Origin of the sequence: Microbacterium sp. BE35 (assembly GCF_031457705.1) — a bacterium.
GTDB lineage: Bacteria > Actinomycetota > Actinomycetes > Actinomycetales > Microbacteriaceae > Microbacterium > Microbacterium trichothecenolyticum.
Map to the genome: position 1 here is coordinate 234,402 of NZ_JAVDXD010000001.1, position 13,881 is coordinate 248,282.

14 protein-coding genes are annotated in these 13,881 nt (G+C 69.3%); 3 read left to right on the top strand and 11 right to left on the bottom strand.

The window, feature by feature from the left end; translation table 11 throughout:
* Positions 1-56: 56 nt before the first annotated feature.
* The 6 genes from J2Y46_RS01105 to J2Y46_RS01130 all read right to left on the bottom strand — a co-directional run bounded on the left by J2Y46_RS01105 (position 57) and on the right by J2Y46_RS01130 (position 5,644).
* Positions 57-563 carry a LacI family DNA-binding transcriptional regulator gene (locus J2Y46_RS01105; RefSeq protein WP_310239641.1) on the bottom strand — a complete coding sequence of 169 codons (507 nt, stop codon included), beginning with the start codon at positions 561-563 and terminating at the stop codon, positions 57-59.
* Positions 564-574: 11 nt separating this feature from the next.
* A complete protein-coding gene (locus J2Y46_RS01110) occupies positions 575-1,204 on the bottom strand; it encodes a hypothetical protein (RefSeq protein ID WP_310239643.1) in 630 nt (209 codons plus the stop codon).
* 5 nt (positions 1,205-1,209) lie between these two features.
* Entirely contained in the window at positions 1,210-2,103 is an 894-nt protein-coding gene (locus tag J2Y46_RS01115) for a carbohydrate ABC transporter permease (protein WP_310239645.1), read from the bottom strand.
* Positions 2,100-3,062 (bottom strand): sugar ABC transporter permease, encoded by a 963-nt coding sequence (locus J2Y46_RS01120; RefSeq protein WP_310239647.1) that lies wholly within the window; start codon positions 3,060-3,062, stop codon positions 2,100-2,102. The genes J2Y46_RS01115 and J2Y46_RS01120 overlap by 4 nt, the downstream gene beginning before the upstream one ends.
* Positions 3,063-3,123: 61 nt before the next feature.
* A complete protein-coding gene (locus tag J2Y46_RS01125; RefSeq protein ID WP_310239649.1) occupies positions 3,124-4,452 on the bottom strand; it encodes an extracellular solute-binding protein in 1,329 nt (442 codons plus the stop codon).
* A gap of 115 nt (positions 4,453-4,567) precedes the next feature.
* Positions 4,568-5,644: a substrate-binding domain-containing protein gene (locus J2Y46_RS01130; RefSeq protein ID WP_310239651.1), complete on the bottom strand. Its 1,077-nt coding sequence runs from the start codon at positions 5,642-5,644 to the stop codon at positions 4,568-4,570.
* Positions 5,645-5,754: 110 nt separating this feature from the next.
* On the opposite strand from J2Y46_RS01130, the gene J2Y46_RS01135 reads away from it, so the two are divergent.
* Together J2Y46_RS01135 and J2Y46_RS01140 are read left to right on the top strand one after the other, a co-directional pair.
* On the top strand, positions 5,755-7,728 hold the full coding sequence (locus tag J2Y46_RS01135; RefSeq protein WP_310241059.1) for a DUF2264 domain-containing protein: 1,974 nt from the start codon (positions 5,755-5,757) through the stop codon (positions 7,726-7,728).
* On the top strand, positions 7,725-8,726 hold the full coding sequence (locus J2Y46_RS01140) for a hydroxyacid dehydrogenase (protein WP_310239653.1): 1,002 nt from the start codon (positions 7,725-7,727) through the stop codon (positions 8,724-8,726). Before J2Y46_RS01135 ends, J2Y46_RS01140 begins: the two co-directional genes overlap by 4 nt.
* 15 nt (positions 8,727-8,741) lie before the next feature.
* On the opposite strand, the gene J2Y46_RS01145 is transcribed toward J2Y46_RS01140, so the two are convergent.
* The 3 genes from J2Y46_RS01145 to J2Y46_RS01155 all read right to left on the bottom strand — a co-directional run bounded on the left by J2Y46_RS01145 (position 8,742) and on the right by J2Y46_RS01155 (position 11,575).
* Positions 8,742-9,362, bottom strand: coding sequence for a helix-turn-helix domain-containing protein (locus tag J2Y46_RS01145; RefSeq protein ID WP_310239655.1), 621 nt, complete (start codon positions 9,360-9,362; stop codon positions 8,742-8,744).
* Positions 9,363-9,665: 303 nt separating this feature from the next.
* On the bottom strand, positions 9,666-10,526 hold the full coding sequence (locus J2Y46_RS01150) for an alpha/beta hydrolase (protein ID WP_310239657.1): 861 nt from the start codon (positions 10,524-10,526) through the stop codon (positions 9,666-9,668).
* On the bottom strand, positions 10,523-11,575 hold the full coding sequence (locus tag J2Y46_RS01155) for an NADP-dependent oxidoreductase (RefSeq protein WP_310239658.1): 1,053 nt from the start codon (positions 11,573-11,575) through the stop codon (positions 10,523-10,525). The genes J2Y46_RS01150 and J2Y46_RS01155 overlap by 4 nt, the downstream gene beginning before the upstream one ends.
* A 106-nt stretch (positions 11,576-11,681) precedes the next feature.
* Here J2Y46_RS01155 and J2Y46_RS01160 point away from each other — a divergent pair, with 106 nt between their 5' ends.
* Complete coding sequence (locus J2Y46_RS01160; protein ID WP_310239660.1) at positions 11,682-12,386, top strand: SDR family oxidoreductase; 705 nt, start codon at positions 11,682-11,684, stop codon at positions 12,384-12,386.
* 115 nt (positions 12,387-12,501) lie between these two features.
* On the opposite strand, the gene J2Y46_RS01165 is transcribed toward J2Y46_RS01160, so the two are convergent.
* Together J2Y46_RS01165 and J2Y46_RS01170 are read right to left on the bottom strand one after the other, a co-directional pair.
* The gene (locus tag J2Y46_RS01165) at positions 12,502-12,963 is read right to left on the bottom strand and encodes a heme-degrading domain-containing protein (RefSeq protein WP_310239662.1); all 462 of its coding nucleotides are present in this window, start codon (positions 12,961-12,963) and stop codon (positions 12,502-12,504) included.
* A complete protein-coding gene (locus tag J2Y46_RS01170; protein ID WP_310239664.1) occupies positions 12,963-13,850 on the bottom strand; it encodes a biopolymer transporter Tol in 888 nt (295 codons plus the stop codon). The genes J2Y46_RS01165 and J2Y46_RS01170 overlap by 1 nt, the downstream gene beginning before the upstream one ends.
* Positions 13,851-13,881 lie beyond the last annotated feature (31 nt).

Here is a 13,881-nt window from a genome sequence, read left to right on the forward strand (position 1 = left end):
CCGCCACCGAAACTAGGCCGGAAGATCGGGCGCGCTGATCAATCGGACAAAAACGTTCAGCCCGGACGATCGGCCGCGCGCGCGTCGGCGCGCTCGACGATCACCGTCGTGCCGCCGTGCTCTCCATAGCGCGCGAGCTCTCGCATCACCGCGGGGTGCAGCACTCCTCCGGCGGGCATCACGACGAAGATCGATCGGGGGCGCTGCCCGCGGAGCCGGAGGATGTCGTCGGCCGCCCGCTCGTCGTCGAGGGCGCAGACGTTGACGGTCGCGGCGCACCCGTCGCGTTGCGCAGACCGATGGATGCGTGTGGCCACATCCATCACGACGGTGTCGAGGAGTGACTCCACCACGATGGCCACGGTGTCAGACAGGCGGCGCGCCGTCGCCTGCGCCCGGAGGTCGACCGCGTACCCGAGCCGCAGCGCCGCGTCCCGCACCAGACGCTCGTTCTCGGGTCTCACGCGCCGAGTCGAGCCGTTCAGCACGCGCGACGCGGTCGACTGCGACACGCCCGCCGCGCGCGCGACGTCTTCGAGCGTCGCCTCCGTCGCGACGGGCATGCCGGCGGCCATCAGCGGGATCGAGCCGCGACCGCCCGAGTCGCGAGCACCAGCATCCCCGGGACGAGCACGACGAGCGGTGCGAACATCCACACGATCAGGGCGCTCAGCGCGAGCGCCAGGAGCAGCAGCAGCGAGCCTGCGATATCCCGCGCGGACTCCTCGGCCGCCTCCCGGATCAGCGGGCTCCAGCGGGCGGAGGGGATCCAGCGTCCGGCTGCGCGCAGGAGCACGACCGCCGCCGTCACCCCGATGATGCCCGAGGCCGCCCGGAACAGCCCGGCCCCGGGCATCCCATCCAGGGCCGCCGTCGTGAGCGTCAGGGTGATGGCCCCGAAGCCGACCGCGGTGCCCGCGCCCCACAGCCAGCCGGTGCGCAACGCCCTCACGAAGTCTCGTCCCAGTTCGGGGAGCGAATCCGATTCGCCGTCGACGTGCCGACGGAAGTGCGCCGCGCCGGCCGCCATGGCAGGAAGAGCCGTCACGGCGGGTATGGCGAGGACCGCCACCGCGAGGCTGACGACGATCGTCTCCGAGAAGAGTGCCAGCCCGCGGCTCGACAGCATCCGCGCGATCCGCTGCGGCGCCGGTCGCGACGGCTGCGGGCGCTCGGCGCGGGGGATCGTGTTCACGTGCGTCATCGTCGTCAGCCCTTCAGGCCCTGGGTCGCGACACCGTCGACGAGATACCTCTGGAAGATGAGGAAGAAGAGGAACACGGGGATCAGGGCGAGCACGGCCATGGCCATCTGCGCGCCGTAGTCCGCCGACGAGCTCTGGTCGACGAAGAGCCGCAGCGCGATCGGCAGCGTGTACAGGTCGGGGTCCTTGAGGTACAGCAGCGGCCCGAAGAAGTCGTTCCACGTCCAGATGAAGGTGAAGATCGCACTCGTCACGAGAGCGGGCTTCAGCAGCGGGAGCATGATCGCGCTGAACGTGCGGTAGTGCCCGGCACCGTCGATGCGTGCCGCTTCGTCGAGCTCGCGCGGCAGGCCGCGCATGAACTGCACCATGAGGAAGACGAAGAAGGCCTCGGTCGCCAGGAACTTGCCCAGCAGCAGCGGCGTGAAGGTGTTCACCAGTCCGAGCGCATTGAACATGATGTACTGCGGGATGATCACGACGTGGAACGGCAGCAGCAGCGTCGCGATCATGATCCCGAAGTAGACGTTGCGTCCGGGGAAGCTGATGCGCGCGAACGCGTAGGCCGCGAGCGCGGAGGACAGCACCACCCCGATCACGGATGCAACCGCCAGGATGGTGGAGTTCTGGAAGAAGGTCCAGAAGGACACCCCGCCGATGCCGCTCAGCGCTCTCTCGTAGTTCTCCACCGTCACCTCGCGCGGCAGGAGCTGGGCGTTGCCGACGATCTGCGACGACGGCTTGAACGTCGACAGCAGCATCCAGGCGACGGGGTAGAGGATCACGACGAGGAGGGCGAGCACCACGACGTGGAAGACGATCTCCTTCCCTGTCCAGCGGCGCCGCGGCCGGCGGGCCTTGCGGCGGTCGGCGGTCACAAGCAGTTGTGTGGCGCTCATCGTCCTTCGTCTCCTGCGTAGTGGACCCAGAATTTCGAGCTGCGGAAGAAGATCACCGTGATGAAGGCGATCACGAGCACGAGGACCCAGGCCATGGCTGACGCGTACCCCATCTGGAAGTCCCGGAACCCCCGGAAGTAGAGGTACAGCGTGTAGAAGAGCGTCGACCGCGCCGGTCCCCCGGTGCCGCCCGAGATGATGAACGCCGATGCGAACACCTGGAAGGCGTTGATCGTCTCGAGGAGCAGGTTGAAGAAGATGACCGGCGACAGCATCGGGATCGTGATCGCGCGGAACTTGCGGATCGGGCCGGCGCCGTCGACGGAGGCCGCTTCGTACAGCTCGTGAGGCACCTGCTTCAGACCTGCGAGGAAGATCACCATCGGCGCACCGAACTGCCAGACGGCGAGCAGGATCAGCATCGGCATGGTCTTGTCGGGGTCGCCGACCCAGCCGCCGGCGGGGAATCCGAAGAACTGCTGGATGCTGTCCACCGGGCCGTCGTCGATGAACATCGCCTTCCACACCACCGCGATCGACACCGACGCGCCGACGAGCGACGGCAGGTAGAACACCGAGCGGTAGAAGCCGCTGCCGCGGAACGCGGCGTTGAGGATGAGGGCCACCCCGAGCGCGGCGGCGAGCTTGAGCGGCGTGCCGACGAGCACGTAGACGGCGGTGACCTTCCACGCCTGGAGGTAGTCCGGGTCGCTCCACAGCCGCACGAAGTTGTCGAAGCCGATCCACTGGGGCGGGCTGAAGAGGTTGTAGTCGGTGAACGCGAGGTACAGCGACGCGACCATCGGTCCGGCCGTGAGCAGCACGAAGCCGATCAGCCAGGGCGCGAGGAAGACGTATCCTGCGCGGATGTCCTCCCAGCGGCGCCTCGGGCGGCGCGGCGCGGGAGGCGCGAGCCGCTCCTCCGGCGGCGCCGGCGGGGCGAGTGTTTCAGCGGTCATGGCAGTGCCTCTCCCGGATGCGGCGGGCGGCGTGCATCGCTGCACGCCGCCCGCGTCGTGATCACTTCAGTGCGTTGCCGGCCTCGGCGAACCACCGCTCGGCGGCTTCGTCCGGCGTGGCCGCGCCGTAGGCGACGTCCTGGCTGATGGCCACGAAAGTCTGCTCGAGGGTTCCGAGTCCCTGCACGGCGGGCGGCGCCTGGCCGTCGAGCTGATCGGCGACCGACTCCTGGTAGGCGAGGATCTTCTGGTCGAGCTCATTCGCCTCGATGCCGGCCGCCGCGGTCGCGGAGGCCGGGACGCCACGCGACATGCCGAAGATCGCGCCCACTTCGGGGTCGTTCACCAGGAAGTCGATGAACGCGGCCGCCTGCGCGGGGTGGTCGCTGTTGGCGCCGATCGAGAGCATCAGGCCGGGCTTGAGGAACATCCCGGTGTTGTCCGCGTCATCGTACGGCGGGATGGCGAGCGAGAGCTCCGGAGCGGCGGGACCTTCGCTGAAGCGTGCGAGGAAATTGGCCCAGCTCACGTCGCTGGCGATCTCACCTGCGCCGAGCGCGTCGACACCCTCGAGCTGCGACTGCCGTTCGGCGGGCATGGCGGCCGCGGACTCGTGCAGCGGCGCGCTGCGCGACCACCAGTCCGCGAGGTCGCTCTGCTCGAAGCCGAGCTCACCGTCGTCGATGAGGGACAGGCCCTGCTGCCCGAGCCAGATCTGGAACAGCCAGAAGTACTGGGTGTAGTCCAGCGAGCCGTACACCACCGGGTCGTTCGCGGCACCCGCGGCGGAGACGTCCGCGAGGAACTCGTCGTACTCGTCCCACGTCAACGGCCCGTCCGGCACGTCCACACCGAGCTGTTCGAGCAGAGGTCCGTTGTACAGGGTCGCGAGCGTGCTGCTGGACGATGCCAGACCGAAGATCCGGTCGTCCACGGCACCGGCCTCGACCAGCGACGGCTCAATGCCGTCGGTCGCGATGGCGTCACCCAGGTAGTCGTCGAGGGCGAGCACGTGGCCGAACCCGCCGTATTCGGCGAGGTAGGCGAGATCCATCTGGAACACGTCCGGGAGGGTCCGGCTCGCGGCCTCGGTGTTGCGCGCCGTCCAGTAGTCGCCGAAGCCCGCGTAGCTGGTCTGGATCGTGATGTTCGGGTTCTTCTCTTCGAAGAGATCGATCGCCGCCTCGTACCGCTCGGCGCGACTGGCGTCGCCCCACCACGCGAAGTTGAGCGTGACCTCTTCGTCCGGGTCGGCCGTCGCTGCGGGTGTCCCGCCGCCGGAGCAGCCCGTGAGGACTGCGAGTGCGCCGACCGCGAGGGCGGCCCCCGTGATGAGTGCGCCGCGCCGGGCGGTGGACCTGGTCGCACTGATGAATGCTCGGGATGTCATCGGAGCCTCCTTGCTCGTTGCCTCTCGTCGCCCGCACGGCGAGGTCGCGCCGGGAGCGTGCATCGACACGGTAGATCGACGTTCCGAGCGTTCGTGCCCAAGTGGACAAAAACGATCACGCCGTGGCCCCGCACGACTCCCGGATCGTGAGCCTGGGCAGCATGGTGATGTGGCGCGCTGCCGTCGCGACGCGGTCGGGCGCCGCGATCCGCTCCGTGACGATCCGCAGCACCTCCTGGCCGAGATCGCGCCCAGGCGCGGTGACGCTCGTGAGGGGCACCATCGCGAGTCCCGCGGTGTCGTCGTCGTACGCCACGATCGCGAGATCGCCGGGAACACGGATGCCGCGATCCGTCGCCAGCTCGACCAGCCGGGCCGCGTGCACATCAGTGTGGACGATCGCCGCGCGCGTCCCGGCGGCGATGCAGGCCTCGAGGAACGCGATGAGCGCGTCATCGAGCGAGTCGACGTCGCCCTCCTCGCCCTTCGGCAGCGCGGCGTGCGGCGCGGGGGCGAGCCCGAGCCTCGCCGTCGCGGACGCGTGGCCCTCCCGGATGAGCGGCGCCGTCGGAGTCCGGTCGAACAAGGCGAGTCCGACCGCGGCGTGGCCGAGGGCCGCCAGGTGCTCGACCGCCAGCTGCGCGCCGCGCGCGTGGTCGGTGCGGGCGCTGTCGAAGGCCGCGAGGGCGGTCGACTCCAGCCGACGCTCCAGGAACACCACCGGCACCGGCACGGTGCGCACCCAATCGGCGAGCTCGATCTCCGTGCGGCCGCGCATCGTGGGGGCCAGGATGATGCCGGCGACGCCGACATCGACCAGCCGCTCGACCTGCCGCTGCTCGAGCTCCTCCCGGTACTGCGAGGTCGCGAGCACGATCCGTGTGCGCCCGCCCCGGGAGGCGGCGTCCATCCCCCGCACGATCTGCGGGAAATGGCTCACCGACGAGGGCACCACGACGCCGATGTTCGCCCGGGCGGGCTGCGCGACCGGCGGAGCGCCGAGAGCGATCGCCCCGCCGTGGACGCGGGCGAGCCTGCCGGCCTGCTCGAGCTCGACGATGTCGCGCCGGACGGTCACCTGCGAGACGCCGAGCTGCTCGGCGATGTCGGCGGCGCTGACGCTGCCGTGAAGCTCGAGCTGCCGCAGCAGGTGCTCGTGCCGGGTTCTGGGCAGAGCGTTCTGTCCCGTCATGTGCGAAGTCCGTTCGTCGCCGTGTGATCCGCCTGCCCGTTCGGTGATCGAATTTGTCCGAATGGGCGCATGGGTACAGGAGCGTACTGCACGATCGACGGGTGACGACGATGTACCCGGATGCCGCGGCGACGCCGCCGACCGCACGCGACCGGTGGCAGCACGTCGCCGACGAGCTGCTGCAGGCCGTCGGCCGGCATGCGTCTGCGAGCGGTGCCCTGATCTCCTTGCCGGGACCGGTCAGCGCCTCCGGGAAGTGGAGCGACGGGCTCGAAGGCTTCGCCCGCACATTCCTCCTCGCCGCCTTCCGCACGCGGGGTTCCGGCGGCGAAGACCCCTGGGCGATCCTCGAGCGATATGCCCGGGGTCTCGTCGCCGGCACGGATCCCGCAAGCCCCGAGCGCTGGCCCACGATCGCCGAACGCCGGCAGGCTGTCGTGGAGGCGGCATCCATCGCGATCGCCCTCTCGGAGACCCGGCCGTGGCTGTGGGATCGACTCGACGGCGCCGCGCAGGACCGCGTGGTCGCCTGGTTCTCGGGTGTGGTCGGCACCGGCGGCTACACGAACAACTGGATCTGGTTCCAGAACGTCATCGAGGCGTTCCTGGCCTCGGTGGGCGGCCCTTGGCGCCAGGACGACCTGGACCGCAACGCCGAGATCCAGGAGAGCCTGTACATCGGCGACGGCTGGTACTCGGACGGCACCGGGCCCGACGGCGTCCGCCGCAGCTTCGACTACTACGCCGGCTGGGCATGGCACGTCTACCCGTTCCTTCATGCGCGCATCCGGGGCGTCGATCTCGAGCCTCTCCACCGCGACCGGCTGCGGGCGTTCCTCGAGCAGGCGCGCGATCTGATCGGCTCGCACGGCGATCCGCTCTTCCAGGGCCGCTCGCTCACCTACCGCTTCGCGATGTTCGCGCCGTTCTGGGTGGGCGCCGCGGCAGACGCCACGCCGCTGGAGAGGGGCGCGACCCGTGCCCTCGCCGATTCGGTCCTCGACCGGTTCCTCGCCTCTGGCAGCGTCGACGAACGCGGTCTGCTCTCGATCGGGTGGCATCGCGAGTTCCCGCTGATCCGGCAGGTGTACACCGGCTCGTCCTCTCCGTACTGGGCGAGCAAGGGGATGCTGGGACTCCTGCTCCCTCCCGAGCACCCGGAGTGGTCGACCGCGGCTCCGCCTCCCGACCGGGCCGCCGTGAGCGTGCGCGCGCTGCGAGCGCCCGGGTGGCTGGTGGTGCGCTCCGAGCGGGACGGTGTGGTGCGCGTGCTCAACCACGGGTCCGACGGCTTCCGCGGACCCACCGGGCTCCCCCGCGCCGACAACCCGTTCTACCAGCGCGTCGGCTACTCGACGTCGACGTCACCCGCGCTCAGCCGCACGGGCGTCGCGCGGCCGTTGGAGTCCCACGTCGCCCTCCTCGACGCCGGCGGGCACCCGTCGCATCGCGACGCGATCGAAACGATCCACGTGGCGGGGCGCGTCGCGGTGTCGCGCTCCCGCGTGCACTGGCTCGACCGCGGGACGGATGCCGCATCCGCGGACGTCGCCGGGTGGGCGTCGCTGCGGCGCGGGCCGTGCGTCACCGTCGCGTCCGTGGTGAACGGCGTGCACGAGCTGCGCCTGGCCTGGTGGACGCCCTCACCCGAGATCGCGGCGCCGTCGGCGGCCGCCGACGCCGACTCCGTCTGGCCCGCCGATCCGGGACCATGGACCTTCCGCATCGGCGGCTGGCCCCTGCCCGTCGAGGCCGGCGAGTGGACCGGCGCCGACGGTCACGCGACCAGGCCCGACGGGCTGACCACGACGGTGCGGGGCGTGCGCCGTCTCACCGACACGGGCCTGACCCATCGCACGGACCGCGACGCCTTCGCACCCGGCACCGTCACCCCGTGGGCCGCCGACCCCGCGCCTGTGGCATCGGGCGACGTGGTCGCCGCGCTCATCGCGCTGGGCACCGTCGGCGCCGGCCTCGACCTGACCATCGAGCCCGCCGTCGAGGTGCGGTCGGATGCCGTCGTCGTGCGCTGGCCGGACGGCGCTGTCGATGTGGTTCCCACCGGCGGCGAGGTCACCGCGTGACCCGGCCGCCCGCGCTGCTGGCGATGGAATCGCCCCAGCTCGCGCTCGATCTGTTCGGCGCCCGCGCTCGTGAGGACCTCGACCGCATCGTCGACGTCCACGGCGAGGTGCTGACTCCGCGTGCCGTCGCCGTCCCCGCATCGACGGCTGATATCGAGATCCTCATCACGGGCTGGGGCGCGCCGCGCCTCGACGAGGCGACGCTCGCCCAGTGGCCGCGACTGCGTGCGGTGGTGCACGCAGCCGGCTCCGTGAAGCGCCTGGTGACCCCGGCCGTCTGGGAGCGAGGTATCCGCGTGTCCAGCGCCGCGGGCGCGAACGCCATCCCGGTCGCCGAGTACACGCTCGCAGCGATCCTGCTTAGCGCGAACGACGCGCTGCGGTCCGCCCGCGATTTCTCGCTCGCTCACGACATGGTCGCGGCCCGCCCGCGCGGCGACGTGGGCGCCTTCGGCATCACCGTGGGCGTGATCGGCGCCTCCCGCATCGGCCGACGGGTGGTCGAACTCCTGCGCCCCTTCGACGTCGACTGCCTGCTGTTCGACCCCTCCCTCACCGACGCCGAGGCGACCGCGCTGGGAGCGCAGCTGGTGTCGCTGCCGGAGCTTCTCGCGCGGTCACGCGTCGTGACGATACACGCTCCCGCTCTGCCCGAGACGTATCGCTTGATCGGGCGCGCGGAACTCGCGCTCATGACCGATGGAGCCACCCTGATCAACACCGCCCGCGGCTCCCTGGTCGACACCGACGCCCTCGTGGACGAGCTCAGGGCCGATCGGCTGCGCGCGGTGCTCGACGTCACCGACCCCGAGCCGCTGCCGCAGGGGCATCTGCTCTTCTCTCTGCCCGGCGCGACGCTCACGCCCCACATCGCGGGTTCCATCGGCAATGAACTGCGCCGCATCGGCGATCACGTCGTCGCCGAGGTCGAGCGATTCGTGCGCAGCGGCGTGCTCGCCGATGAAGTCACTTCGCCCGACCTCGCTCGCATCGCGTGAGCACCGGGCCGGCCGCTAACCGCGGCCTTCCGTCGACGGCGGAAGAAGCACGCGAAGCTGCTGCGCGATCTGCTGGATGATCTCATCGACACTGGAATCGACATTCACACTCGCCGCCATGCTGAGGAACATGACTGCGGAGACGATTCGCGCCGATGCCGCCGCACGGATCTCCTCGATGCCGCCCGCGCGCTGGAGCGTCGTCGCGACCACCTCTTCCGTCTTGGCCACGATGTCCAGCGCTTCACGGTGACGGGGCTCGTCGGGATCTCCGAACACCATCTCGCGAAGATAGGTGCGCCCGTTGTCCACCTGGGCGCGGTTGCACTCCACGATCGGGCGGATCAGAGCCAGGACGGCTTCGACGACGCCGGACTCCGCTGCGGCATCCTGCGTGCCCTGGTCGAGCGCGGCGGCGTAGGCGTCGTTCTGCACGAGGAGGAGGAGCTCGCCCTTCGTCTTCGCGTAGAGGAACAGGGTCCCCGCGCCGATGTCGGCCTTCTCCGCGATCTGCTGCGTCGTGACCTCGTCGACGCCGTACTGGGCGAACAGTTCGCGAGCGGCATCCATGATGCGGTCGAGCTTCTGCTGCTTGTTCCGTTCACGTCGCCCAACCGGCGAGGATGCGAGAGTCATGTGTTCTCCTCCGGCTGTCTGGGATGTCGGCGTGCGGCAGGAGGCGCCGTCACCGCCTCACCGACGTGAGCGCGCCGGGCACCATTCTCCCCTGACTGCGGCTGCCTCTGGCAACCGTTACTCCTCGTACTGAGGGAGAATCCGGCCGTCTCGGACGTACGTCAGCGCGGCCGCGACGACGTACGCGTGAACGGCAGAGGCGAACGGGACGATGGCATCGATGCGCTGGGCGTCGATGGTGTCGTGCCCATGGTGAATCCCCTCGCCGCAGTGGCTGTCGTGACCGCAGGGTTGAGTCTGGGTCTACTTCGCGAGGAACGTCGCGGCAACGGGTGCGAACGTCTCCCAATACTGGAAGATGCCGCCGTGCCCCGAGTTCGGGTAGATGATCAACTCGCTGCCGGCGATCCGTGAGTGGAGGTCGCGCGAGAGCACAGACGGGACCATGCGGTCGTTGTCGCCGTTGGCGATCAGCGTCGGCTGGGTGATCCTCGACAGGTCTGACGGCTGAGAGCGACCGAAACGCTGGATGGCCTGCAACTGCGCTCGGAAAGCTTTCGTGCTGATGGGCTTGTCCCGGCCGGTCGTCCGCTCTTCGAGTCGCTCCACGAACGCCTTGCCCGCCTTCTTTCCGACCTCGTCGCGGTTGAAGAACAGGAACTCCTTCGGATCCGACCGGGTGAGGACCGAGCGAAGGATGTCCCAGTAGGTCACGCGGACCACCTTGTCCATGTCCTTGCCGCCTCGCGGCCCCGTGCCGGTCAGGATCAGCTTTCGCACCAGTGTGGGGTGCGCCACGACGAGGTCCTGCGCGATCATGCCGCCCATCGAGAACGAGAAGATGTCGATGGTGTCGAATCCGAGGGCGGTGATGAAGGCGTACGCGTCGGCGGCGGCCTCCTCGATCGTCGGCGGCACAGTGCCCGACGAGGCGCCGACCCCAGCGTTGTCGAATGTGATCACATGGCGGGTCTGCGCGATCGGATCGACGATGCGAGGATCCCAGTTGTCCAGCGTTGCGGCCAGATGCACGAAGAATATGACGGGGATGCCGCCCTTCGGGCCGAGCTCGCGGTACGCGTAGGTGGTGCCGCCCGCGGTGATGGTCTTCGTCGGCGCCTGCGCATACGACGTGACCAAGGGTTCGCTGTTCGTCGAGCTCATGATGAGACCCTCTCGGATCGGGTGTCGGTGATGGAGTCGGGGGCTGCGGGCACGTCGGCGATCGAGATGACGGCTTTCCCTCGAATGCGAGATGAAGGGAGGCCGGCGAGCACCTGAGGGGTGTCGGCGAACCCGTGGACGTGTCCGACGACAGGACGCACCGCGCCCTGGTCGATGAGCGCGGCGATGCGTCGCAGTTGGTCGCCGCTCGCGCGCATGAAAAGGAATTCGTAGGAGACGCCGAGCTTTCGAGCCTGGTATCGGATCCGGCGGCTCACCCCGGCGATCGCCAGGCGCAACAGCGGGTTCAGGCCCGCAGTGCGCGCGAAGGCAGGATCCGGCGGCCCCGCGATGCCGATGGCCTTGCCACCGGGCGTGAGCACCCGGAGGGACTTCTCGAGGTTCTCGCCTCCGAGGCTGTCCAGTACCAGGTCGTAGCCGTGGAGAACGTCTGCGAAGTCCTGCGTCTCGTAATCGATGACCTCGTCGGCTCCGAGCTCGCGGACGAAATCTGCGTTCGCAGCCGACACCGTGGTTGCCACGTGCGCACCGAGGTGCTTGGCGAGCTGGATGGCGATCGTGCCCACACCCCCGCTGCCACCATGGATGAGGACCTTCTGCCCCGGCTGAACGTCGCCTCGCTCCACCAGGGACTGCCAAGCGGTTAGCGCGACGAGCGGCAGGGATGCCGCTTCCACGGCGCTGATCGAAGACGGCGCGAGCGAGACGTCGGTCTCGTCGATCGCGATGGCCTCGGCGAAGGCTCCGATGCGCCCGTCCCGGGGGCGCGCGTAGACCAGGTCGCCGGGGCCGAAGCCGTCGACCTTCGACCCGACACGGATGACCGTACCCGAGACGTCGTGACCGAGCGCCAAGGGGAATCGATACGGGAGGATCTGGCGGAACTCACCGGTGCGGACCTTCTCATCCAGCTGATTGACCCCAGCGGCCGCGACGCGCACGAGGACATCGTGCTCGCCGACAGCGGGTTCGGCCACGTCCGCCTCGTGAAGATCGCCCTTGTACCTGTCGATGACGAACGCTCGCATTGCCCCACTCCTCCGATGTCGATCGCAAGCCTCTCTCCGCTCGCATTTTCTGAGTATACTCATGTTTGAGTACTCTCACAAATACCAGCCTCGAGAAAGCGGCCCAATGACATCTCTCAGCAACGCCGTCGTCCTCGTCACCGGCGCCAACGGCGGCATCGGGACCCAATTCGTCCATGGCGTCCTCGCCCGCGGCGCAGCCAAGGTCTACGCCACCGCGCGCCACCCCCGCGAGTGGAACGACGATCGCATCGTCCCCCTCGCGCTCGACGTCACCGACGCCGAGTCGATCGCCGATGCGGTCGCTACGGCCGGGGACGTCACCGTGCTCATCAACAACGCCGGCGGACTGCCGCAGACCGCCAGCATGCTCGACGTCACTGACGCCGACCTGCGACAGGTGATGGAGATCAACTTCTTCGCACCTCTCGCCGTTGCGCGCGCGTTTGCACCGACCCTCACCTCCGCGACGAACGCTGTGCTGATCGACATGCACTCCGTCGCAAGCTGGTACGCCTTCGGTGGACCGTACAGCGCCTCCAAGGCCGCGCTCTGGTCTGCGACCAACTCCCTACGGCTCGAGCTGGCACCGCGCGGGGTGCTCGTCACCGGGGTTCACGTCGGCTACGTCGACACGGCGATGGCGGCCCACGCCGACGGCCCCAAGATGAACCCGAGCGATCTCGTTGCCGCGGTGCTCGACGGCGTGGAGAACGATGCCTACGAAGTCATCGCCGACGAGCTCAGCGCACAGGTCAGGTCGGCGCTCGCCGCGCCGATCGAGGTGCTCTACCCCCAGCTGCGCGGCTGACGGCCGACTCGCGGGCGCAGGCGGGGCCGCGCTGTCGCGCAGCCGGAGGATCGGGGCCACGTCGATCTCGGACGCTCGTCGGGACGAGCACAGCGCCCGGCAGGCGCGTGGCCGATCAGCCGATGGCCGCGCGAATGGCCTCCGTCGCGAGCGCGTGGTCCTCCTCGGACGAGAGCCCCGAGATGGTGAGGGCCGCGACCACCCCTGCGCCTCGGACGCGGATGGGGACCGAGCCGCCGGTGACGGCGTAGTCGGCCGCGGTGAGCCATCCCACTTGCGTGGGGTCGAAGCCCGCCGCGGCCATGCGTGCTGCGAACAAGGCGGAGCTGGTGTCGAAACGGAACACCACCGCGCTCTTGCGGCGCACCCAGTCGTCCTGGTCGACAGTCACCCCGGCGAGTGCGGTTCGGAAGAGGATCATGCCGTTGACGCGTCGGATGTCGATGGTGACGCTCTGGCCGCGCTCGTGCGCGATCGCTCTGACCGCGTTGCCCAGCTCCCAGGCGTCGTCGACTCCGAAGCGGTCCCATTCCAGCTCGGCCTCTTCAGCCTGGAGGGCAGTGAGATCGTCGTCCATCATTCCTGTCCTCGATCGAGTGCGGACACGCCGACGGGGTAGTCCACATAGGCGAAACGCGTGCCGTCGGGTGACCAGCTGTTCACGTTGATCGTGCCTTGCCCGCCGGCGAGCTCGACGGCGATCGCGCTCCGCGCCCACGCCTGCGGATCATGTGGCGCGTCGACCAGACGCAGTTGCACAGCTCGATCGGCGGGATGACCCTGCGTTCCGGGAGGGAAGCTGAGATACACGGCGCTCCGGCCGGTCGGATCGATGTGCGGGAACCAGTTCACTCGCTCGTCCGACGTCAGCTGCTGCAGATCCGTGCCGTCGGGCCGGATTCGGGCGATCTGGGCGTGCCCGGGTTTGTGGCTGAATCGTTCCGTGTTGAAGTAGATCCACTCACCGTCGGGTGCGTACTCCGATCCGTCGTCCGGCCCGCGGCCCACGGTCAGGGGCGCATCCCACGTTCCGTCGGCGTGGATGATGTGGATCGTGCCACTGTCCCAGCCCTCTTCGGGATCGAGCGCGACATAGGCGAGGTGCTCACCGTCGGGGCTGACACCGTGGAGGAAGTGCCAGTGGGGCGCTCCATCAACCGTCACCCTTCGGACCGCCATCGTCGAGAGGGAGGCGGCGTAGATGTGCCCGTCGTTGGCCGAGGCGTAGATCGTGTCGGCGTCGGGGGCGAGCACGTGGTCGTTGTTCAGCTCCGGCAGTTCGCTCAGTTCGATCGGCCTCGGGTGCTGCGACCCATCGGCCGGCATCCGCCAGAGAGTTCCGTCGCCGTTGAGGATCAGGTCGCCGCCGGCCGTCCAGTTGGGCGCTTCCAGCAGGACCTCGGCGTCGACATGGAGGAGTGTGGCTTCCCCCGTGGTCACGTCGTATACGTGGACGCGCGCCACTTGTCGATCCGCGAGTGTGCGGGCGTATCCC